Source organism: Pseudarthrobacter oxydans (assembly GCF_013314975.1).
In the GTDB taxonomy this organism is placed as follows: Bacteria; Actinomycetota; Actinomycetes; order Actinomycetales; family Micrococcaceae; genus Arthrobacter; species Arthrobacter oxydans.
On record NZ_JABTYH010000021.1, the window covers coordinates 14,185 to 35,811 of the forward strand.

Here is a 21,627-nt window from a genome sequence, read left to right on the forward strand (position 1 = left end):
GGGCACGGGCAATGGCGAAACGCGGGAAGCCGGGGGGCCGAGGAAGCCGAGCCACGGCGGGTGTGGTGGAGGTTCCCAAAGGAACCCGGCCGGACGGCCCGGTTGAGGGCGTCTACTACATCGATACCGGAGACTGCGAGCTGATCGCGGACCAGGACAACTCCACCGGCTGGCTCCTGAAGATCAACGGCGTCATGAGCTCCCACATCGACCTCGCCGACCCCCTGTTCCTGGACTTTGAGTACATGCGGTGGATGGCGGCGCTCATCGAGTCCCGCTGGCCGCCGTCGGAAGCGTCCTCGGGGCCGAAGCTCCGCGGGCTGCACCTGGGCGGCGGAGCCTGCTCGCTGGCGCGGTACTTCCATGCCGCGTACCCGGATGCGCGGCAGGTGGTGGTGGAGCTGGACGGCAAGCTGGCCGAATACGTGCGCGGCTGGTTCGACCTTCCCAAGGCGCCCCTGCTGCGGCTCCGCGTGGGGGAGGCCCGCGCGGTTACCGAGACCCTGACGGCGGAGACCCGCGACTTCATCATCAGGGACGTGTTCGCCGGAGCCTTGACCCCGCGGCCCCTGACCACTGCGGAATTCACCCGGCACGCCAAGCGCGTGCTTGCACCAGGGGGGATCTACGTGGTGAACTCCGGTGACGCGCCGGACCTTAAGAACGCCCGGGAGGATGCCGCCACCATCGCGGCCTCCTTCAAGCACACCGTGATCATCGCGGACCCCGCCATGCTGAAGGGCCGGCGCTACGGAAACATGGTGATGGCGGGCAGCGACACCCCGTTCGGCGACGATCCGAAGCTCCACCGGCGGCTCCTGGGCGGCGCGGTCCCTGCACACCTGTGGGACGACGCCCAGGTCCGGGCTTTCGCGGCAGGGTCACCGGTGCGGCACGACCCGCCTGCAACCCCATCGATTGCTCCGTAACTGTCGTTCTCACCCCCGAAAACGACAGTTACGGAGCAGCCGAAGAGGTTTGTCCACGGCCCAGCAGCCATTCCCGGTGCTCGGCCATCTGTTCCCGCAGCGCCTGGACCACCGCTGCCACCGCCGGGCGCCGCAGCGAATCCGGCCGGAGCACCATCCAGTAGGGCAGCAGTTCGGCGATGTCGGCCGGCAGCAGGCGGACCAGGTCAGGGTGGAGGTCGCCCATGAAACAGGGCAGGAAGCCGATCCCTGCTCCTGCGCGTGTTGCTTCCACGTGGACAAAGACGTTGGTTGAGGTAAGGCCGTCACGCATGGCGGGCACCAGCCGGCGCGGCGCGTCCAGGTCATCCACCTGCAGCATCGAATCCACGAAATAGACCAGCGGGTGGTCATTGAGCTCGGCCACCGTGGCCGGCGTGCCGTGCTCGGCCAGGTAGGCGCGCGAGGCGTACATTCCCAGCATGTATTCGCCCAGCCGCATGGCCTCGGCCCGGTGCACCTGCGGTTCGCCCACCACCACTTCGATGTCCAGGCCCGAGCGCTGCTGCAGTGCCCGCCGGGTCATGGTCACCACTTCAACGCTCAGCCCGGGGTGGTCACGCCGCAGCCGCGCCACCGCCGGGGCGGCGATGTAGGCACTGAAGCCATCCGTTGCCGTCATGCGTACGACGCCGGTAATTGGGTCGGGTGCCCGTCCGGCGGGCCCCAGGGCGCCCACCACCGCTTCGACCTGTTCAGCAGCCTGGACGGCTTGCGCTCCGAGGTCGGTCAGCTCCCACCCTCCGGGGGCACGGGCCAGGACCCTTCCGCCGAGTGCCTTCTCCAGGGAGGCGATCCGGCGTGAGACGGTGGTGTGGTTCAGGCCCAGTGCCTGCGCGGCGGCCGTAAATTTGGCGGTGCGGGACACCGCCAGGAGCACCAGCAGGTCATCCGGATTGACGTTCATATCTGCAATTCTGCACACAGTGCGTGCTGCTTTGGCTATTGAAGGCGCATGTCCGTGCAGTAAGACTCAGTGGAGCCATTAGTGCTGGAGATCACAGCACGTGTCGCCGTGGACACGGAGGAGAAACCCCATGAGCGCTGAAGAGCGCCCTGCAGGCAGTCCTGCCGGACCTGCCCCGGTAGACGCTGCGCTGCATGAGCGACCGGAAAATCTGTTAGAAAGCCCGAGGGGACTGCCATGGAAAACACGTTGAACGGCCGCAAGGCACTGATCACCGGGGGAGCCGGCGGGATTGGCGCCGCGAGCGCCCGGGCCCTCGCCGCCCGGGGCGCCAAGGTGGTGATTGCGGACGTGGACGCAGCCGCGGCCGAAGCGCTCGCGGATGAAGTGGGAGGCACCACCTGGGCCGTCGACCTGCTGGACGTGGAATCGCTCGCCACCCTGAGCCTTGACTGCGACATCCTGGTGAACAACGCCGGGATCCAGCGCATCAGTCCCATCGAGGATTTCGAGCCGGCCGATTTCCGCAGGCTGATCACCCTCATGCTGGAGGCGCCGTTCCTGTTGATCCGTGCGGCGCTGCCGCACATGTACGCGAACAATTTCGGCCGGATCATCAACCTCTCTTCCGTGCACGGCATCCGGGCCTCCCCGTTCAAAAGCGCGTATGTATCCGCCAAGCACGGACTTGAAGGGCTGAGCAAGGTGACGGCGCTTGAGGGCGGGGAGCACGGTGTGACCTCCAATTGCATCAACCCCGGTTACGTGCGCACGCCGCTGGTGGAGTCGCAGATCGCTGACCAGGCCAAGGTCCACGGAATTCCGGAATCGGAGGTCCTGGCCAAAATCATGCTGACGGAGTCCGCCGTAAAACGCCTGGTGGAGCCGGAGGAAGTGGCCTCACTCGTTGCCTGGCTCGCATCTGACCATGCGGGCATGGTGACCGGCGCCAGCTACACGATGGATGGCGGCTGGTCGGCCCGCTAACCGCCCGGCGCAGGAGTTTTTGTCCGGATAGGCAGGCTTTCGAGGCCTTCAGCCCTGCGTATCCGGACAAAAACTCAATCCAGTTGTTTGATTTGCCGGTGGTCGTAGAAGAACACGCCGTGGACGGTATCCACGCCCACTGATGTTCCCTGCTGGAAAACCACTAATCCCTCGCGGCGGCCCTTGAACGGATCATCCGCCACCACTGCGTCACCGATTTTGTAGGGTGACCGCGGGGCGAAGGGCTTCAGCATGCGGCTCCATGTTTGGGCTGCAACCTTCGTCAGGCTGATGGGCCTGCCCATGCTCGACGGGTCCCGGACAACGGCTTTGGCCATATGTACCAACTCCTCGGAAGCGGCGCACGCCGCTCACTCGCGGTGCAGGTTAACCGGAACGTTCCCAGCAGAGGGCGGCCCTCCACATTCCGGCTGGCACCTTAGATCAAAGCTATGCGCTATTCACACCAGTCACACCAGTAACAAGTACTCGCTTTTGGCGGGCCCGGTACTTGCCTGCTGCGGCAACGGCTCAGCGCTGGCCGTTGACGATGTCCTCAGCGTTTTCGAAGGCCCATGCCACCAGCGGAACCAGCAGCGCGCTCAGCTCATAGCCGCGGTCGGTAAGGCTGTAATCCACGCGGGGCGGAATAACCGGCTGCGCGTCCCGGCGGACCAGGCCGTCCCGCTCCAACGTCTTGAGGGTCTGTGCCAGCATCTTCTCGCTGATGCCTTCTGCCCGGCGCCGCAGGTCGCTCCACCGCTGCTCGCCCTCGGAAAGCGCAAGCAGGATAAGGACGCCCCACTTGCTGGTGACGTGGTCCAGCACAGTCCGGCTGGGGCAACCGGCCGGGAACACGCCGTCGGCGAGGTCAACCGGAAGCGGCGCTGCCTGGGCCGTATCGGAACGGGCACTAACTTTCATGTGAGTACCTTACCTGAAAGTGCGTACTCTCTTTTAGGAAGCAATCAGGAATGTAGGTGGTTGTGCCTCATGACAGACACCCTACGGAAGGAATTTCATGAGCATCGTCATCACCGGAGCAACCGGCCAGCTGGGCCGCCACGTCGTCGAGGCCCTACTGGAGCTCAACGTCCCTGCCGGGGAGATTGTGGCCGCGGGGCGCTCCGTGGAAAAACTGGCAGGCTTTGCCGGGCGCGGAGTGCAGGTCAGGGCAATGGACTACGCGGACGCGTCCTCCGTTACCGCGGCACTGAAGGGTGCCCGGAAAGTGCTCCTCATTTCCGGCAGCGAGGTGGGCCAGCGGGTGGAGCAGCACCGTACCGTGATCGAGGCCGCCAAGGCCGAAGGCGTGGAACTGTTGGCCTACACCAGCATCGCCAACGCCGACAGCACGGGAATGAAGCTGGCGGCCGAGCACCAGGCCACGGAGGCCATCCTGCGGGAATCAGGGGTGCCCTTCGTTCTCCTGCGCAATGGCTGGTACCTCGAGAACTACACGGACCAGCTGCCCGGGACCCTGGCCCAGGGCGCCCTTGCGGGGAGCGCCCGGAACGGACAGGTCAGCGGCGCCGCGCGTGCTGACTACGCCCACGCCGCTGCTGCCGTGCTCGTGGCGGAGGGGCAGGCAGGCAACGTGTACGAACTCGGCGGTGACGAGGCCTTCAGCATGGCGGACCTCGCAGCCGAAATCAGCGCGGCCACCGGCAAGACCATCACTTACAACGACTTGCCCCCACAGGAATACGCCGGCCTGCTGACCGGGGCCGGAGTGCCGGAGGCGTTCGCGGAGATCCTGGCGGACTCCGATCTTGGCATCGCCCGCGGGGACCTCCTGGTAAGCAGCGGGGACCTGCGCAGGCTGATCGGACGGCCTGCCACCTCACTGGCTGAGGCTGTGCGGACCGCCGCTGCCGCCATCTAGCGGCCGCACCGACAGCTTTTGCGCTGATGGTGTGCCTCCGGCCGGCAGCTGGGAATGCTGCCGGCCGTCGGCGCGGGGAAAGAGGCGAAGCCTCCGCTGCGGACTGTGGTGGCCACGGACAGCGGCGGCGTCCGTCCACAAGGTGGTCCCGCCGTCGTCCGCCACCCTTGACTCGGTACCGGCTTTTCCTTACGTTGGGGGCCTGCTGCCAGCCGCGGCCCAAAGGAGATCGAGCATGAAAGCTATCGTGCAGGACGTCTATGGGACTGCGGACGTGCTTGCGCTGCGGGATATTGCCCGGCCTGTAGTGCGCGACGGCGAGGTCCTGGTCAGCGTGCGGGCAGCCGGAGTCGAGCAGGGCGTGTGGCACCTGATGACCGGGCTGCCCTACCTGGTCCGGCTCTTTGGTTATGGGCTCAAGAAACCCAAAGTCTCCGTGCGCGGCCGGGAAGTGGCCGGTGTGGTGGAGGCCGTGGGAGCCGGCGTGACTCGGTTCAAGGCGGGTGACGAGGTCTTCGGAACGTCAGAGGGGTCCTTTGCGGAGTTCGTCTGCGCCAAGGAGGGCAGGCTGGCCAGGAAACCCCGGAACCTTCCCTTCGAGGGAGCAGCAGCGGCAGCCATCTCCGGCGTGACGGCCTTGCAGGCTGTCAGGGACTCCGGCCAGGTGACCGTGGGCCAGAAGGTGCTGGTCATTGGGGCGGGTGGAGGAGTGGGGTCCTTCGCGGTGCAAATAGCCAAGGCTTTTGGTGCGGACGTGACGGGAGTCTGCAGCACCGGCAAAGTGGAATTCGTCCGGTCCCTCGGCGCTGACGCAGTAATCGACTACACACGTGAAGACTTTGCCGCTGCCGGGGCGCAGTATGACGTCATCCTGGACACCGCGGGCAACCGTCCGCTCTCCGTCCTCAAGCGCGCACTCGCCCCGCGGGCCACACTTGTGCTTGTCGGCGGCGAAAATGGCGGAAATCTCACCGGCGGGTTCGAAAGGTCACTGGCGGCACCTTTGTTGTCGCTGTTCTCCCGGCAAAAGTACAAAAGCCTGGTGTCGAGGGAGACGTACCTTGACCTTGAGGCCCTGGCATCCCTGATTGAAGCCGGGAGCGTCAAACCCGCCGTAGACAAGGTCTTCCCGCTTGCGGAAGCACCGGCCGCCGTCAGGTATCTCCGGGAGGGCCGGAGCCTCGGGAAAGTGGTGGTCAGGATCTGATCCCGCCGTTTTGCCGTCGCGTGAAAAGTCCGGAAGTAATTCTGAGTTCGGCTCGCTGCCTGTCCATCTCCGGACCCCTTGAATGTCAGACCCCACTGCCAGGATTGATTTATGGAAGGCAATCCGGTGGTGGTGGAGGCAGAGGCGTTTGTTGATGCTTCGGTGGCTGCTTTCACGGCCGTGCTCAGCGGCGCTGCTGTTGCCGGTACGACCGGTTCTGGGACGGCTGTTTCCGGTCCGGGTGCCGCTGGGCCTGGCGTCGGCGGCTGCGGTGCCGCTGGACCTGGCGCTGACGCTGGCGGACTTGGTGATGATCCGTTGCAGCGGGTTGCTGATAATGCGTTGGATGTCCTTGCGGGGGTGGCGCGGTCGGAGGCGAAGCTGGCAGCGGTGAAGGCGCAGGCGGTTCAGGTGCTCGCTGCCGCCACGAGTGTGGTGAACGGTCCGCCGTCCTCGCCGCAGGAGGCCACGGCCCAGGACCGGAGCCTGGTGGCCGAGGTCGGCTGTGCGCTGGTGATTGGTGACCGTGCCGCCGGTGCCTTGTTGGCCGAGTCCCACGCCCTGGCCACGGCCCTGCCCCGGACCCTCGCAGCGTTGGGGTCCGGGACGATTTCCTGGGCCCATGCCCGGGAAATGGTGGACCAGACCGTGGGGCTTGACCGGGCCGGGGCCGCCGCCCTGGAGGCCCACTTCCTGGATCCGGACACGCCACGGCCGGCCGGGGCGGCGACGATCGGTGAGATGCCGGCCTACCGGTTCAAGGCCAAAGCCCGCACCTGGCGGGAACGCCACCATCCCGAATCGCTGGAGAAACGCCATACCAAGGGGGTGGCGGACCGGCGGGTCGAATACCGGCCGGACCAGGACGGCATGGCCTGGCTCTCGGCCTGCCTCCCCGCCGACCAGGCCATGGCAGGCTGGAACCGGCTCAACGCCCTCTCCCGGGGAATGCAAGGCCCCCACGAGGCCCGCACCCTCACCCAACTCCGCGCCGATACCTTCGCCCAAGCCATCCTCACCAGCGGCACCAATGCCAGCATCGGCGACGGGGCAGGTGCCGGAACGGATCTCACCCCGTCTTCGTCAATCCGGGCGCAGGTTCTCGTCACCGTGCCGGTCGTCTCCCTCATGGGAGTGACCGATGAGCCAGCCATGCTGGACGGCTTTGGCCCCATCCCAGCCTCCATGGCACGGGACCTGGTCGCTGACGGTGCTGATTCGTTCTACCGGGTCCTGGTCGATCCGCGGGACGGGGCGCCGTTGGAGATCGGGCGGAGCAGCTACCGGGTCACCAAAGCCATGCGGAACTGGCTCCGGCTTCGCGACGGCCAGTGTCCGTTCCCCGGCTGCAGCAACCCGTCTTTGGATAACGAGGCAGACCACCTCCTCGTCTGGCACCACGGCGGGACCACCGGGATCAGCAACCTGGGACAGCCCTGCCCGAAACACCACAAACTCCGGCACACCAGCAGGTGGAAACCAACACCAGCCACCAAAAACCAACCACCCGGCTGGACCTCACCCACCGGACGCCACTACAAAAGCGAACACCAGGACTGGGAGCCACCCCACTGGCCTGCCAGCACTCGTGTCCCTGCCATTGCCGATGCTCCGGCCCGCCCAACTGGAGACGTCCCGTACTTGGAGCCTCCCCCGGAGGAACCCGCAGGCGGAAACCTCCTGGACCCTGGCGACATACCGGCGGATGACCCCTTATGGGACGACTTCTACGCCCTGCCGCCCATTTCGGCTCAGGAGCCGTTGACGCACTGGGAACCGGCTCTGCCCTAGCTGCAACAGCCGGCTTCCCGGGAGCACTCCGTGCAGTAAGAGCGGGTCCAAAGGACGACGTCGTGGTGGCGATACAGGATTCCGGCGCCAACCCGGGCCCCTTCCGCCATCGCGGCCCGATACGTGCCCACTCTTCCGGGTGCCGGGCTGCGGGCTGTGAGGATGGGATCCCCGGCGCGATGTCCTGCCGTCCCATCGACAAGTTCGCGGAGAATGTCAGCACGGCCAAGGAAGTGAGCCCGCTCAGTAACCATATGGACCAGAACCTGATGCAGGGTGGCATGGCGCCACTCTTGCTACTCCTGAATCAGCCAACAGTGTCAGAGAGCTGCGACCCGATTCATTTTCTCCGGCCGCCTTTGAGACTGGAGCGCCCTCGTACATACCGAGCCTGGTGCCTATAGATAGCTTTTGCGCACCGTGAACCAATCGTTTGCACCCAGCTTTCCGGGGTAGGGCAGCGGCGTCATCGGCTCCCGGAATGCCGGAAGGACCCCCACCTGCCATAAATCCTGGTAAACGATCCGACCGGGGTCACTTGTAGACAGTCGCTCCCAGGCGACCTTCTTTGCATCGAGAATTGCCAGTAGTGGATCTAAGCGGGCGGTCATACTGTCCGCGGACTCCCGGAACCAAGTGATCGCACCGATCGAATTTCCATCCGCATAGAACGGTGGATTGGGCAGGTTCTCCTGGAACCAAGCGTCTGCAACGGCGTAGCAGGTGATTTCTTTCTCAAGGAGCCGCCCTGTCCGGCGCAGATGGTCTACAGCCACGAAAACGCCAACGGGTGCTCCAGTGCGCCCGACATACTTCGTTTGGAACCGCTGGAAGCCCGTCATTGCAGCCATGATCTCACTTATTGGGGAAGGGCCTTGCCCAAAGAGTCCCCTAACCCTGACTCGTTGCACTTCCGGACCCTGGGGCTGGCAAATGTCGAAGCTTGCGGCAACGCCATGAATTCCCACGGGCTCTACGGCGAGGTCGTGCATGTCTGTGATCCCAGACACCGTGCATACTTCAATGACGTCGAAACCCAAGCGCGGGGCGCACAGTTAAGTACGGGATACCGGACAGGGCTGCGAGGCCCGGAACAGCAATGGAGGGACCATGGCGGTCGAAACGGAGGCCAGGCCTGAAGCAGGCAGCGCACCTCAGATGGCATCAAAGGGGACATCCAAAGTCCCCGCTGCCGAAAACACGCTGCGCATCCTCAAACTTCTGGCATCCCGTCGAGGCCCCATGGCGGCGTCGCAAATCGCTTCCACCCTGGGCCTGCCACGCTCCAGCGTCTACCACCTGCTGGGGGTGATGGAAGCCAACGGGTTTGTCCTCCACCTCCACGAGGAGCAGCGCTACGGGCTCGGCATCAGCGCGTTCGAGCTCAGCTCCGCCTACTCCAGGCAGGAGCCGCTCTCCCGGCTCGGCCGCCCGTTGCTCGCCTCCCTGGTGGATGCGCTGGGTGAGAGTGCACACCTGGCGGTACTGCACGGGCGAGACGTGCTGTACATCGTTGAGGAGCGCGCCAAGAACCGCCCGTCCTTGGTGACCGACGTCGGAGTCCGGCTCCCCAGCCACCTCACCGCCAGCGGGCGTGCCATTCTTGCGGCCCTGCCCAAGTCCCAGGTCCGTGCGCTCTATCCGAACGCTGCTGCTTTCACCGCCCGGCACGAGGTGGAAGGCGCCATCATGAAGTACTCGGCGCTGTCCTCGCACCTGGACCGGGTAAGGCAGCGCGGTTACGCCACCGAACATGGCGAAGTCACACCAGGCTTTGGCTCCATCGCCGCCGCCGTGACGGACCACCTGGGATGGCCGACGGCGGCCGTCGCCGTCACCTTCCTCGAGGACAAGCTGCCGGCTGAGCAATGGCCGGCGCTCGCCGCCCGCGTCCAGAAAGTGGCCGATGAGCTCTCGGTGCGGCTCCATGGCCGCCCCGCCAAGTAGGCCCCAGCCCCACCCGAGCCGCTCCGCACTCCCAGCCACCGACCCGTCCAGTTTGGTGCCTTAACTAAAAGGGCGGCGGGGGCTCTAGGAGGGTCCGGTATCCCGGACAGCACCAATCCGCAGGCCCTGTTTCTGCCACCTCAGACGGGCTTTAGTAGATACAGAACTTCCAGCAAAACCACTACACGAAGGAGCCACCATGGCACCCGCCGATTTCACCACCGGTGCCCGCCCGGTCAAAGCAGCCCGCGGCACCGGGCTCACCGCCAAGTCCTGGCAGACCGAAGCGCCGCTGCGCATGCTCATGAACAACCTGGACCCCGAGGTCGCCGAGCGCCCGGATGACCTGGTGGTTTACGGCGGCACCGGCCGCGCTGTCCGGTCCTGGGCCGCTTTCGACGCGATCACCCGTACGCTGGAAACCATGGAGAAGGACGAAACCCTCCTGGTGCAGTCCGGCAAGCCCGTCGGCGTCTTCCGCACCAACGAATGGGCGCCCCGCGTGCTTCTGGCCAACTCAAACCTCGTCGGCGACTGGGCCACCTGGCCCGAATTCCGCCGGCTGGAGGCCGAGGGCCTGATGATGTACGGCCAGATGACCGCCGGGTCCTGGATTTACATCGGCACCCAGGGCATCCTCCAGGGCACCTTCGAGACCTTCGCCGCGATCGCCCGCAAGCTCACCGGCGATGAAAACGGCACCCTCGCCGGAACCCTGACGCTCACCGGCGGGTGCGGCGGCATGGGCGGTGCCCAGCCGCTTGCCGTCACCCTGAATGACGGAGCGTGCCTGATTGTCGACGTCGACGAAACGCGCCTGCGGCGCCGCGCCGGCAAGCGCTACCTCGATGAGGTGGAGACCGACCTCGACGCCGCGATCGCCAAGGTGCTCAAGGCCAAGGAAGAGCGCCGCGGCTGGTCCGTGGGCTATGTCGGCAACGCCGCCGAGGTCTTCCCGGAGATCCTGCGCCGCCACAAGGCCGGTGAGCTCACCGTGGACATCGTCACCGACCAGACGAGCGCGCACGATCCGCTGTCCTACCTGCCCGAGGGCATCTCGGTGGCGGAATGGCACCGCGAAGCAGAAGCTGACCCGGAAGGCTTCACCAAGAAGGCGCAGGCGTCGATGGCCAGGCACGTCCAGGCCATGGTGGAATTCCAGGACGCCGGCGCCGAGGTCTTCGACTACGGCAACTCCATCCGCGACGAAGCCCGCAAGGGCGGCTACGAACGTGCCTTCGAGTTCCCCGGCTTCGTCCCCGCTTACATCCGCCCGCTCTTCTGCGAGGGACTCGGCCCCTTCCGCTGGGTTGCCCTGTCGGGCGACCCGGAAGATATCCGCGTCACCGATGAGGCCATCAAGGAGCTGTTTCCGGAGAACAAGCACCTGCACCGCTGGATCGACGCCGCCCAGGAACGCGTCGAGTTCGAAGGCCTGCCGGCCCGCATCTGCTGGCTCGGCTACGGCGAACGCGCCAAGGCCGGCCTGCTGTTCAACCAGCTCGTGAAGGACGGCAAGGTCAAGGCGCCCATCGTGATCGGCCGCGACCACCTGGATTCAGGGTCTGTCGCCTCCCCGTACCGCGAAACCGAGGCGATGCAGGACGGTTCTGACGCGATCGCTGACTGGCCCATGCTCAACGCCCTGCTGAACACCGCCTCAGGCGCCACCTGGGTGTCCCTGCACCACGGTGGCGGGGTCGGCATCGGCCGCTCCATCCACGCCGGCCAGGTCTCCGTCGCGGACGGCACCGACCTCGCCGCCCAGAAACTCGAGCGCCTTCTCACCAACGACCCCGGCATGGGCGTCATCCGCCACGCCGACGCCGGGTACGACCGCGCCCTCGAGGTCGCCAGGGAACGCGGCGTCCGCATTCCCATGCAAGAGACAGCGTCCGAAGCCCGCTGACCAGCCCCACATCCACATCAGTTGCTTCGTAACTGTCGTTTTGAGCCCCGAAAACGACAGTTACGGAGCAATCGATCCACAGAAGCAGGAACACCATGAGCACCATCACCCACGAACCGCTGACCGTCACCCTCGGCACCAGCGGTATCACCCCGGAGGACGTCGTCGCCGTCGCGCGCCACAACGCCAGAGTGACCATTTCCCCGGAAGCCCTCGAAACCGTTGCAAAAGTGCGCGCGCACATCGACGACCTCGCGGCGAGCGACACCCCGGCGTACGGAATTTCCACCGGTTTCGGCGCCCTTGCCAACCGGCACATACCCAACGAATTGCGCACCCAGCTGCAAAAGAGCCTGATCCGCAGCCACGCCGCCGGCATGGGTCCGGCCGTGGAACGTGAAGTGGTCCGCGGCATCATGTTCCTCCGCGCCAAGACACTGGCCTCCGGCCGCACCGGCGTCCGTCCGGTGGTCCTGCAGACCATGGTGGACGTCCTCAACGCCGGCATCACCCCGGTGGTCCGCGAGTTCGGGTCGCTGGGCTGCTCCGGCGACCTGGCACCCCTATCGCACTGCGCCCTGGTCCTGATGGGCGAAGGCGAAGCCGCCGGGCCGGACGGCCAGCTGTACGGCACCGCCGGCCGTCCCGCCGTCGCCGAACTCCTTGCCTTGCACGGCATCGAGCCGGTCACCCTCGCCGAAAAGGAAGGCCTTGCCCTGGTCAACGGTACCGAGGGCATGCTGGGCATGCTGCTGATGGCCATTGCGGACCTTCGGCAGCTGCTGACGACGGCGGACATCACCGCAGCGATGAGTGTCGAGGCGCTGCTGGGCACCGACCAGGTGTTCCTGCCGGAGCTGCACGCCGCGCTGCGACCCCATCCGGGGCAGGCCGCCAGCGCTGACAACATGCTGCGCGTGCTTTCCGGTTCGCCGATCGTCGCCTCCCACAAAGTCGGTGATTCCCGCGTGCAGGACGCCTATTCGCTCCGCTGCGCCCCGCAAGTCACCGGTGCGGTGAGGGATACGCTGGACCACGCGGACCTGGTGGCGTCCCGCGAACTCGCCGCGGCCATCGACAACCCGGTGGTGCTCCCTGACGGGCGGGTCAGCTCCAACGGCAACTTCCACGGCGCTCCTGTGGCCTACGTGCTGGACTTCCTGGCCATCGCCGTGGCGGACCTCAGTTCCATCGCGGAGCGCCGGACGGACAGGATGCTTGACCCCGCGCGGTCCCACGGCCTTCCTGCGTTCCTCGCAGCCGACCCGGGTGTCGATTCCGGGCTCATGATCGCCCAGTACACCCAGGCCGGGCTGGTCTCGGACAACAAGCGTCTCGCTGTACCTGCATCGGTGGACTCCATCCCGAGTTCGGCCATGCAGGAAGACCACGTCTCCATGGGGTGGCACGCGGCCCGTAAACTCCGGAAGGCAGTAGAGAACCTGCGGCGCGTCCTGGCGATCGAGCTGGTGACCTCAGCCCGGGCATTGGATATCCGCACCCAGCTCTCCGGTGGCGGGCTGACGCCGGGACCGGCGGGCGCCGCCGTCGTCACTGCACTTCGGAGCGTGGTGGACGGGCCGGGGACGGACCGCTTCCTTTCCCCGGAGCTGGAGGCGGCGGACAGGCTGGTCGCCGCAGGGGAGGTGCGCCGGGCCGTCGAATCGGCCGTGGGTCCACTGGCATAAAAGCGAACAATCTTCAGCCTATCGGCACAAAGCGTCCGCCTGGTGAAATTTCGAGCGACACGGACATCGGGCGGACGCGGAGTGTAGTAGAACTGAAGGTGTAGTGAAAGTCACATCAAAGAGGCTGTGGCGCGGAACATATACAAAGGGGTAGAAGTTCAAATGAAAGCACGTGGGGCAGTCCTGTCGAGGCGCAATGCCCATTCCGCCGTTATTTCCGACTGGAGGGGACTCCAGGCCGGGGAACGCGTCGAGATCATCAAGCAGGCGCATGTGGTGGCCACCGGTGAGGTGGAAGAAGTGTCCCAGAGCGGAAACGTTCTGTGGCTTGTGCCGACTGGTCCGTCCGAAAAGCAGCTCTTTTTGAAGTCCGACGGCGTACAGGTCCGCCGGGCCTGATAACCCGGCCAACTGCCGATAGAAAAAGTCCCCGCCGCTGCGTATGCAGCGGCGGGGACTTTTGTCTGTGCGCGAAAGGGGCGTCCCTCGCAATCTGTCAGGCTGCGATGGCCTCGTAGGTCTCGCCGAAGGGGACCGATTCGTCCAACGCCACGGTGTAGCGGCCGGGGTGCAGCCTGGTCACCAGGATGCCGCAGGCCGCGTCCTGGGCTGCAACCTCGATGAGTTCGGCAACTGCTTCTTCCAGGCCCGTGTGGACGTCGCCCGCGGTGGAGAACTCCAGGTCGATCGACCGGACTGCCGGTGCGTCAGTGGCTGAGGAGACGGCGGGGACGTGCTCCATTGTTGCTGTAGTCATGTGTGAACTTCCTGTGTTTCATGCCTGAGGGCCTTTTCATCGTACCTGCTCGTCCGCGCAAATGTCAGATGACTGCTGTTTGGAGTGTCGAAATCCCGTCCGAAGCCAGCCGGACTCGCGGCCTCCCAGTCACAATAGGGCGCGTTGGCGGAGCGTCAGCGCATCGGCAACGATGGGGTGCAAACGTGCAACGTCAGCTCGAAGGGGATCTGGATGAAAATCATGCGCCTGGGTGAAAAGGGCAAGGAGCAGCCGGCAGTCATGGTGCCGTCCGGCCGGTACTACAGCCTCCTGCCGCTGACGCCGGACGTGGACGGTGAGTTCCTGGCATCCGGGGGAGTGGACAAGGTCCGGCACGCGCTGGAAGCCGGATCCCTGCCGGAACTGGAAGGTGTGGCGGCGCTCAGGGTTGGCCCCCCGATTGCCAGGCCCGGCTCGGTGGTGGGAATCGGGATGAATTACGCCGCGCACGCCGCCGAGTCAGGTTCCGCGCCCCCGGAAATTCCGGTGGTGTTCCTCAAACCGGGCAATACTGTTGCGGGACCGTTCGATGCCGCTCCCATTCCGCCGAACTCCAGCAGGTACGACTGGGAAGTGGAGCTGGGAATCGTCATCGGCAGGGAGGCCTCCTACCTGAAGTCCCCCAGCCAGGCGAAGGACTGCATCGCGGGATACGTCACCGCCAACGACCTCTCCGAGCGTGAGTACCAGCTCCCCGGGGCGGCCGGCCAGTGGACCAAAGGGAAGTCCCTCCCCGGCTCCACGCCGCTGGGCCCCTGGCTGGTTCCGGCAGGCGAGATCGACGGCGGGAACCTGCCGTTGCGGAGCTGGGTCAACGGGGAGCCGCGGCAGGACTCCTGCACCTCGGAGCTCATCTTCGATGCCGCCACCCTTGTCCACCACTGCAGCCAGTACATGCGCCTGGAGCCCGGGGACGTCATCCTGACCGGAACGCCGGAAGGCGTGGCGCTCAGCGGCCGCTTCCCCTACCTCCAGCCGGGTGACGTGGTGGAGGTAGAGGTTGTGGGGCTGGGGCGCCAACGCCTTGGGCTGTTCCGTGCTGGAGAGTCCGGCTAGCCTGCCTTTACTGCCAGGACCGGGCAGTCGGCTTCCAGCAGGATCCGTTGGGAAACGCTGCCCATGATGAGCTTGCCCACCGGTGTCCGACGGCGCAGGCCGATCACAATCAGTTCAGCGTTGTGCTCCTCCGCGGCATCGAGCACCTCTGCGGCGGCATCGTGGCCACGGACCGGCTGCTTGATCACGTGGTCGATGCCCTGGGTGGCCAGGCGGTCCTCAATGCTCTGGATCTCCGGCTCCTGGGCGTAGCGGTTGTCCACCAGCGCGTCCCCCTTGGACGAGTTGATGACCAACAGTTTGGTGTTGCTCTTCCGGGCTTCGTGGATGGCCTGGGTCAGGGCTGCTTCGCCCTCGGGGGTCGGGACGTATCCCACCACGATGGTCATGGTGTCTCCTTCTTGTCTGCGTGGGCCGGGCTGTCTGGGCGGGCAGTGCTGTCCGGGTGGCTATGGCTGCCTGGGCGGGCAGTGCTGTCTGCGTGGACACCGCTGCCTGAATGAACTGTGCTGCCCGGGTGGGCGGCACTCTCCGGGTGGACGGGCAGGTCTGCATGCGCGGAGCTGCCGGACGGAGCCGCCGGCCCCGTTTCCGTGGCCGGCACGGGTCCGGCCGCAGCCGGGCGGTTGCGCCGGACCAGCTTGAAGATCAGCGGCCACAGCAGGATGAGTCCCACGATGATGTAGATGACGACGGCGATCGGCTCGCTCCAGAGCCCTGCCGGGTCACCGGCGCTGAGTTGCAGGCTCTTCCGCAGCTGGCCCTCGATGCGTGGCCCAAGGATGACGCCAAGGATCAGGGGCAGCACAGGCAGCCCGAACCGGCGCATCATGAATCCCAAAGCCCCCAGCGCAAGCAGGAGGACCAGGTCAAAGGCCTGCAGGTTCACCGAGTAGGCGCCCAGCGTGGCGAAGAACAGGATTCCCGCGTACAGGTACGGCCGGGGGAGCTGCAGGAGCTTGGCCCACAGGGGAGCCAGCGGCAGGTTGATCAGCAGGAGCAGCAGGTTGCCGATGAAAAGGCTTGCAATCAGCGCCCACACCAGGGGGCCCTGGCTGGAGAACAGCTGCGGACCCGGCTGGATGCCGTAGGAGGTGAACGCAGCCAGCATGACGGCGGCAGTGGCGTTGGTGGGCAGGCCCAGCGCAAGCATGGGGGTCAGGGTCCCGGCGGCGGCTGCGTTGTTGGCAGCTTCCGGACCGGCCACGCCCTCGATGGCACCCTTGCCGAACTCCTCGGGGTGCTTGCTGAGGCGCTTCTCCGTCACATAGGAGAGGAACGTGGGGATTTCCGCGCCGCCGGCGGGAAGGGCGCCGAAGGGGAATCCGAAGGCGGTCCCCCGGAGCCAGGGCTTCCAGGAACGGCTCCAGTCCTTCTTGCCCATCCAGGGACGTCCAACCGGAATGACGTGCAACGGGGTGCGGCGCAGGTGGGCGGCAACCCACAAGGCTTCACCCACTGCGAAGATGGCCACGGCCACCACAACGATGTCCAGGCCGTCCGCGAGCAGCGGCTGGCCGAAGGTCAGGCGGCGCTGGCCGGTCACGGAGTCGATGCCCACCAGGCCGATGGCCAGGCCCAGGGCCAGCGAGGAGAAGCCGCGGAGCCGGGATGAGCCGAGCACGGCCGTGACGGCCAGCAGGGCCAGGACCATGATGGCAAAGTAGCTGGGCGCACCCAGGCTGACGGCGAACTCCACCACGATGGGGGCGCAGACGGCCAGGAGTGCGGTGCCGATGGTGCCGGCGATGAACGAGCCGATGGCCGCCGTCGCAAGCGCCTGCGCGGCCCGCCCCGCTTTGGCCATTTTGTTGCCTTCGATCGCCGTCACCACCGAGGACGATTCACCGGGTGTGTTCAGCAGGATCGAGGTGGTGGAACCGCCGTACATGCCGCCGTAGTAGATGCCGGCGAACATGATGAAGGCGCTGGTGGGTTCCAGGGCGTAGGTGACGGGCAGCAGCAGGGCCACGGTCATGGCCGGGCCGAGGCCGGGCAGGACGCCGACGGCGGTGCCCAGGATGACGCCGATGACGGCGTAGAGGAAATTCATGGGGGTGAGGGCGGTGGCGAAACCGTCCATCAGTGAGGACCAGACGTCCATCAGAGGATTCCTTCCAGGAGTCCGGCGGGCAGTGCGATGCCCAGCCCGAGGTAGAAGCCGTAGAAGGTCAGCAGGGACAGGGCCACGGAGATGAGCCCGTCACGGATGTAGCGGCGGCTGCCCAGTGCCAGGACGCTGCCCCAGAACAGGACGGTGCCGGAGATGACCCAGCCGGCCCAGTCGATGAGCAGGATGTTCAGGATGAAAGCGCCCGCCAGGGGCAGGATGGTCTTCCAGTCGGCAGGGTGGGTGAGGTCGATGTCCTCGCCGCCCTCCGCTTCGCCCTGGCCGCCCCGGATGACGTTGACGGCCAGCAGGACTGCGCAGGCCACCAGCAAACCGGCCACGATGAACGGAACCGTTTTGGGACCAACCGGGTCCGACTGGGAATACGGGGTTACCAGGCCGTTGGCGTCCAGGAAGACAAGGACGCCAACCGCGCCGAGCAGGAGTGCAACTCCCAGCTCGGCGCGGCCTTTAAGGCCTGTGGTCAGCGAGCTCACGCCAACCCAAGCTTGGTGAGGACGTCCGCCACCCGCTTGTCCTGCTCGGTGAGGAAGGTCTCGAACTCGTCGCCGGTGATGAAGGCGTCAGTCCAGCTGTGGGTCTTCAGCGCTTCCTTCCAGCCTTCGGTTGCGTGCATCTTCTCAAGGGCGGCGATCAGGGAAGCCTTGTCCTCGTCGCTGATGCCCGGAGGGGCCACGATGCCGCGCCAGTTGGTGAACACCAGGTCGATGTTGGATTCCTTCAGTGTGGGGGCGTCCACGCCTTCCAGGCGCTCCTCGCCGCTGGTTGCCAGCACGCGGACTTCGCCGGATTCGATCTGCTGCAGGTACTCACCGGCGCCGGAAGCGGCAAAGCCAAGCTTGTTGCCGAGGATCGCGGGCAGGAGGTCTCCGCCGCCGTCGTAGGACACGAAGTTCACCTTGGTGGCGTCGATGCCCACCGCGCCGGCCAGCTGCATGGGCAGCAGGTGGTCGGGGCCGCCGGGGGAGGAGCCGCCGCCTACGGAAATAGACGCCGGGTCAGCCTTCCAGGCCGCCACCAGGTCGTCGATGGTCTTGTAGGGGGAGTCCTTGCTGACCATGATCGCGCCGGGTTCCTCGATGAGCCGGGCCAGGGGGGTGGTCTCGGTCAGCTTGGATTCGGACTTGTTGGTGTAGCTGGCGCCCACGACGCCCAGCCCCATGAGCATGGTGAGGTCGCCGTTGCCCTTTTCGTTGACCACGCGGGCCAGGCCCACGGTGCCCCCGGCGCCGGCGAGGTTGAAGACCTCGGTGTTGTTGGAGATCTTCTCGTCGTCGAGGACCTTCGCTGCGGCGCGTGCGGTGGTGTCGTAGCCGCCGCCCGGGGTGTTGGGGACCATGATCTGCAGGCCGGTGATGGGTCCGGCGGCGGCGCCGGAGCTTTCCGGGCCGGTGGAGCTCTTGCCGGTGGCACCGCAGCCGGTGGCCATCAGGGCGATGCCGGCGGCGACGGCGGCGACTCGCAATGCGCGGATCTGGCGCATGGTGTTCCTCTTCTCAGTAATGCAATTCTCTACAGGATGATCAGCGGACCTGATCTGTGCTTTCGATGCTAGGCCCGGCAGTGACGGCGATCACTCTTGTGTACGCAGAGAAAGTTAAGTTCATTGCGTTCACGTTTCCGGCACCCCACCACGCCCGGGTCCGCACCGCCCTTCGCCTCGTCGTGCATCGCCCTTTAGGCTGGAAGTTGGCCAGGGAACGGGGCGGACATGGCGGAGCGAAGCGGGCGTTACGGAACCAGGCCGGCAGCATGGATCGGCATCGCGGTGGTCCTGCTCGCGCTGGTCCCGGCAGTCATGCGGGTTGTTGATGGACGGGCGGGCTGGTGGGAGGCGCTGTACATCCTGGCCGGGGCCGGGTTGATCACGTTCCACGCAACCCGGCTGGTGCTGCTGCACCGCGCAGGCCGGATCCCGGGTGCCGGCGCCGGCACCGCCCGGAGTGCCGGCGGGGAAGGGCACGACGGCGGTCCCCGCTGACTGTGCCGCAGGCTGCGGTATAGTTCCGGTACGCCGGGAGGGGGCGGGCGGCGCGCCCCTGTGCCTGCGCGACGTGTGCCTGCGCCCAGGCACCTGAACCACCATTAAAGGAATCCACGCAGTGACGCGACGAAGAGGAATGTCCCTCGCCGGGCAGTACCTTGTGCTCCAGTTGCTGATTGTCCTGGCAGTGCTCGTGGCCGTGGTGGCCATTTCCCTGGCCCAGTCCGCTGCCGCCTTTGAGCGCACCGAGGGCAGGAGGGCGCTCTCCGCCGCGGAGGCGCTCGGCAACAACCCCGCGGTCCGGGCTTTGCTGCCGGAGGCTGAGCCGCGTGTTGGTTCAGCGCTCCCTGCGGTGGCCGAGTCCGTCCGGACCGTCTCCGGATCGTCCCACGTCACGCTCGCAAAACTGGACCGGACGGTGGTTGCCGCCTCCGATCCGGGCCTGCTGGGCAAGCCCATGGAACTCGGAGCCAGCAGGGTCATGGAAGGCCGGGCGTGGACCGGCGTCCTGAACCAGGGCGGAACCGCCGTCCTCTCCGCCCACGTCCCGGTGCTCAACGATTCGGGAAAGATGATCGGCATCGCAGCCATCAGCCGCAACTACCCGTCCACCCTTGAACGGCTCGGCGATGCCGTCCCCAACCTCCTGACCTACCTCGGCGTGGCCAGCGTCCTGGGCGTGGCGGGATCCCTGCTGTTGTCCCGCCGGGTCAAACGCCAGACCCTCGGGATGGAGCCCAGCGAGATCACCGGGCTGGTGGAAAACCGCGAGGCGATGCTGCACGGGCTGAAGGAAGGCGTGGTGGCGCTGGACCCCCATGAGCGCGTCACCGTAGCGAACGACAGTGCCAGGGAGCTGTTGGGGCTGCCGCCGGACTGCGTGGGCAGGAAACTCGCGTCCCTTCCCGTGGACCCGGCGCTCAAGGTGGTCCTGACCCGCGACCAGCCGGACCCGGACCAGCTGGTGCTTGTGGGGGAGCGGCTGGTGGTGCTGAACCGTGTGCCCATCCGCTCCCGCGGCCGCAACATCGGCTCGGTCACAACCCTGAGGGACCGGACAGAGCTGTCATCCCTGGAGCGTGAGCTGGGGGCCACCCGGACCGCCACGGACACGCTGCGCGCGCAGGCCCACGAGTTCGCCAACCAGTTGCACGTCATTTCCGGCCTGATCCAGATCGGCGAGTACGATTCCGTGGTCCAGTTCGTTAACGGCGCCACGGTGGACCGGACCAGGCTCAATGATGAAGTAACCAGCCGGATCCAGGATCCCGCGCTCGCCGCATTGCTGATTGCCAAGTCCAGCCTCGCCACGGAGCGCGGCGTGGCACTGCAGCTTGACCCGGAGTCCGCCCTGCGCCCGGTCAGCGACGATTTGTCCCGGGACCTCACCACCGTTGTGGGGAACCTGGTGGACAACGCGTTCGACGCCGTCACCGGGCTTCCGGGGGCAGCCGTCCGGGTGCTTGTGGAGGACACTGAGGACCATGTCACCGTCACGGTCCGGGACACCGGCCCGGGCGTCCCGGACGAGGCCGTGGAGGACATCTTCCGCCAGGGGTTCTCCACCAAGGAAGCCGGCCCGGCGGACGGACGCGGCTTCGGCCTGGCGCTTTCACGGGTGGTCTGCCGGCGGTCCGGCGGGGACCTCACGGTGGCCAATGACAACGGAGCAGTCTTCACCGCACGATTCAAAAGGGGTGCAACGCAGCCATGATCAAGGTGCTGATCGTCGACGACGACTTCATGGTGGCCAAGGTGCACGCCGGGTTCATCCAGCGGACGCCCGGCTTCGCCGTGGTGGGCGTGGCGCACACCGGCGCCCAGGCCGTGATCGAGACGGAACGGCTGCGGCCCGACCTGGTGCTGCTGGACATCCACCTTCCGGACATCAACGGGCTGGACCTCATGCACCGGCTGCGGGACGTCGCCCCGGAGCTGGACGTGCTGGTGATCAGTGCCGCCCGGGAAGTGGAGACCGTGCGCAAGGCCCTCCGCGGCGGAATCGTGCACTACCTGATCAAGCCCTTTTCCCAATCGGACCTGCAGGAGCGCCTGGAGCATTACCGGAGTGCGTACCAAGGGCTGGATTCAGCCAAGGACGTGGCCGAGCAGTCGGACGTCAACCGGGTGTTCGGCCTGGACCGGACCGAGCGGCCGCTTCCCAAAGGCTGCAGCATCGAGACCCTGAAGCTCGTGGAGGCCACCCTGAATGCCGCCGACGGCGATCTTTCCGCGGCTGAGGTAGCCGAGCAGCTGGGAACGTCCCGCGTCAGCGCGCGGCGGTACCTGGAGTACCTGCACGACGAAGGGACCCTCGACGTGAGGCTCAAGTACGGCGTGGGGCGTCCGGAGCGGCGCTACGTCCTCAAGGGCCAGTAGCGCGCTTACC

23 protein-coding genes are annotated in these 21,627 nt (G+C 66.4%); 13 read left to right on the top strand and 10 right to left on the bottom strand.

The genetic code is table 11. The features are described 5' to 3' along the window. Positions 1 to 11: 11 nt before the first annotated feature. Positions 12 to 929 carry a spermidine synthase gene (locus tag HTS88_RS13985; protein ID WP_174179365.1) on the top strand — a complete coding sequence of 306 codons (918 nt, stop codon included), beginning with the start codon at positions 12 to 14 and terminating at the stop codon, positions 927 to 929. A gap of 28 nt (positions 930 to 957) precedes the next feature. Here HTS88_RS13985 and HTS88_RS13990 read toward each other — a convergent pair whose 3' ends face one another. Then, the gene (locus HTS88_RS13990; RefSeq protein WP_174179367.1) at positions 958 to 1,875 is read right to left on the bottom strand and encodes a LysR family transcriptional regulator; all 918 of its coding nucleotides are present in this window, start codon (positions 1,873 to 1,875) and stop codon (positions 958 to 960) included. Positions 1,876 to 2,112: 237 nt separating this feature from the next. On the opposite strand from HTS88_RS13990, the gene HTS88_RS13995 reads away from it, so the two are divergent. Further along, positions 2,113 to 2,862, top strand: a complete 750-nt coding sequence (locus tag HTS88_RS13995; protein ID WP_174179369.1) for a 3-hydroxybutyrate dehydrogenase — start codon at positions 2,113 to 2,115, stop codon at positions 2,860 to 2,862. A 74-nt stretch (positions 2,863 to 2,936) separates the two neighbouring features. Here HTS88_RS13995 and HTS88_RS14000 read toward each other — a convergent pair whose 3' ends face one another. Together HTS88_RS14000 and HTS88_RS14005 are read right to left on the bottom strand one after the other, a co-directional pair. Beyond that, complete coding sequence (locus HTS88_RS14000; RefSeq protein WP_174179371.1) at positions 2,937 to 3,200, bottom strand: hypothetical protein; 264 nt, start codon at positions 3,198 to 3,200, stop codon at positions 2,937 to 2,939. Positions 3,201 to 3,393: 193 nt separating this feature from the next. After that, entirely contained in the window at positions 3,394 to 3,786 is a 393-nt protein-coding gene (locus HTS88_RS14005) for a winged helix-turn-helix transcriptional regulator (RefSeq protein WP_174179373.1), read from the bottom strand. Between the two features lie 97 nt (positions 3,787 to 3,883). Between HTS88_RS14005 and HTS88_RS14010 the strand changes: the two genes are divergently transcribed. The 3 genes from HTS88_RS14010 (at position 3,884) to HTS88_RS14020 (ending at position 7,745) form a co-directional block, all read left to right on the top strand. Next, positions 3,884 to 4,747, top strand: coding sequence for an SDR family oxidoreductase (locus tag HTS88_RS14010; protein ID WP_174179375.1), 864 nt, complete (start codon positions 3,884 to 3,886; stop codon positions 4,745 to 4,747). 235 nt (positions 4,748 to 4,982) lie between these two features. Next, the gene (locus HTS88_RS14015; RefSeq protein WP_174179377.1) at positions 4,983 to 5,954 is read left to right on the top strand and encodes an NAD(P)-dependent alcohol dehydrogenase; all 972 of its coding nucleotides are present in this window, start codon (positions 4,983 to 4,985) and stop codon (positions 5,952 to 5,954) included. Between the two features lie 111 nt (positions 5,955 to 6,065). Beyond that, positions 6,066 to 7,745: an HNH endonuclease signature motif containing protein gene (locus HTS88_RS14020; RefSeq protein ID WP_174179379.1), complete on the top strand. Its 1,680-nt coding sequence runs from the start codon at positions 6,066 to 6,068 to the stop codon at positions 7,743 to 7,745. Here the strand turns inward: HTS88_RS14020 and HTS88_RS22495 are convergent. Together HTS88_RS22495 and HTS88_RS14030 are read right to left on the bottom strand one after the other, a co-directional pair. Next, positions 7,742 to 7,999: a hypothetical protein gene (locus HTS88_RS22495; protein WP_174179380.1), complete on the bottom strand. Its 258-nt coding sequence runs from the start codon at positions 7,997 to 7,999 to the stop codon at positions 7,742 to 7,744. The two genes, HTS88_RS14020 and HTS88_RS22495, sit on opposite strands and share 4 nt — an antisense overlap. A gap of 144 nt (positions 8,000 to 8,143) precedes the next feature. Then, positions 8,144 to 8,596, bottom strand: coding sequence for a hypothetical protein (locus HTS88_RS14030; protein WP_174179383.1), 453 nt, complete (start codon positions 8,594 to 8,596; stop codon positions 8,144 to 8,146). A gap of 259 nt (positions 8,597 to 8,855) precedes the next feature. On the opposite strand from HTS88_RS14030, the gene HTS88_RS14035 reads away from it, so the two are divergent. The 4 genes from HTS88_RS14035 to HTS88_RS14050 all read left to right on the top strand — a co-directional run bounded on the left by HTS88_RS14035 (position 8,856) and on the right by HTS88_RS14050 (position 13,688). Then, complete coding sequence (locus tag HTS88_RS14035) at positions 8,856 to 9,692, top strand: IclR family transcriptional regulator (protein ID WP_374724854.1); 837 nt, start codon at positions 8,856 to 8,858, stop codon at positions 9,690 to 9,692. A 199-nt stretch (positions 9,693 to 9,891) separates the two neighbouring features. Continuing rightward, positions 9,892 to 11,601, top strand: a complete 1,710-nt coding sequence (hutU, locus tag HTS88_RS14040; protein ID WP_174179385.1) for a urocanate hydratase — start codon at positions 9,892 to 9,894, stop codon at positions 11,599 to 11,601. Positions 11,602 to 11,696: 95 nt separating this feature from the next. Then, positions 11,697 to 13,289, top strand: a complete 1,593-nt coding sequence (hutH, locus tag HTS88_RS14045; RefSeq protein WP_174179387.1) for a histidine ammonia-lyase — start codon at positions 11,697 to 11,699, stop codon at positions 13,287 to 13,289. Positions 13,290 to 13,451: 162 nt separating this feature from the next. Next, positions 13,452 to 13,688, top strand: a complete 237-nt coding sequence (locus HTS88_RS14050; protein ID WP_174179389.1) for a hypothetical protein — start codon at positions 13,452 to 13,454, stop codon at positions 13,686 to 13,688. 97 nt (positions 13,689 to 13,785) lie between these two features. Here the strand turns inward: HTS88_RS14050 and HTS88_RS14055 are convergent, their stop codons facing one another. Then, entirely contained in the window at positions 13,786 to 14,046 is a 261-nt protein-coding gene (locus tag HTS88_RS14055; protein WP_174179391.1) for a hypothetical protein, read from the bottom strand. 213 nt (positions 14,047 to 14,259) lie between these two features. Here HTS88_RS14055 and HTS88_RS14060 point away from each other — a divergent pair, with 213 nt between their 5' ends. After that, complete coding sequence (locus HTS88_RS14060; protein ID WP_174179393.1) at positions 14,260 to 15,123, top strand: fumarylacetoacetate hydrolase family protein; 864 nt, start codon at positions 14,260 to 14,262, stop codon at positions 15,121 to 15,123. On the opposite strand, the gene HTS88_RS14065 is transcribed toward HTS88_RS14060, so the two are convergent. From HTS88_RS14065 to HTS88_RS14080, 4 genes are read right to left on the bottom strand one after another with little or no spacing between them, the layout of a single operon-like run. Continuing rightward, complete coding sequence (locus tag HTS88_RS14065; RefSeq protein ID WP_066273479.1) at positions 15,120 to 15,512, bottom strand: universal stress protein; 393 nt, start codon at positions 15,510 to 15,512, stop codon at positions 15,120 to 15,122. The genes HTS88_RS14060 and HTS88_RS14065 overlap by 4 nt on opposite strands. Continuing rightward, on the bottom strand, positions 15,509 to 17,227 hold the full coding sequence (locus HTS88_RS14070) for a tripartite tricarboxylate transporter permease (protein WP_174179395.1): 1,719 nt from the start codon (positions 17,225 to 17,227) through the stop codon (positions 15,509 to 15,511). Before HTS88_RS14070 ends, HTS88_RS14065 begins: the two co-directional genes overlap by 4 nt. Further along, complete coding sequence (locus tag HTS88_RS14075; protein WP_066273481.1) at positions 17,227 to 17,730, bottom strand: tripartite tricarboxylate transporter TctB family protein; 504 nt, start codon at positions 17,728 to 17,730, stop codon at positions 17,227 to 17,229. Before HTS88_RS14075 ends, HTS88_RS14070 begins: the two co-directional genes overlap by 1 nt. Then, a complete protein-coding gene (locus HTS88_RS14080) occupies positions 17,727 to 18,737 on the bottom strand; it encodes a Bug family tripartite tricarboxylate transporter substrate binding protein (protein WP_174179398.1) in 1,011 nt (336 codons plus the stop codon). The genes HTS88_RS14075 and HTS88_RS14080 overlap by 4 nt, the downstream gene beginning before the upstream one ends. A gap of 228 nt (positions 18,738 to 18,965) precedes the next feature. Between HTS88_RS14080 and HTS88_RS14085 the strand changes: the two genes are divergently transcribed. The 3 genes from HTS88_RS14085 (at position 18,966) to HTS88_RS14095 (ending at position 21,617) form a co-directional block, all read left to right on the top strand. Beyond that, complete coding sequence (locus HTS88_RS14085) at positions 18,966 to 19,235, top strand: hypothetical protein (protein ID WP_174179399.1); 270 nt, start codon at positions 18,966 to 18,968, stop codon at positions 19,233 to 19,235. Between the two features lie 139 nt (positions 19,236 to 19,374). Continuing rightward, positions 19,375 to 20,952 carry a sensor histidine kinase gene (locus HTS88_RS14090; RefSeq protein ID WP_174179478.1) on the top strand — a complete coding sequence of 526 codons (1,578 nt, stop codon included), beginning with the start codon at positions 19,375 to 19,377 and terminating at the stop codon, positions 20,950 to 20,952. Continuing rightward, on the top strand, positions 20,949 to 21,617 hold the full coding sequence (locus HTS88_RS14095) for a response regulator (protein ID WP_174179401.1): 669 nt from the start codon (positions 20,949 to 20,951) through the stop codon (positions 21,615 to 21,617). Before HTS88_RS14090 ends, HTS88_RS14095 begins: the two co-directional genes overlap by 4 nt. The last annotated feature ends 10 nt before the right edge of the window (positions 21,618 to 21,627 follow it).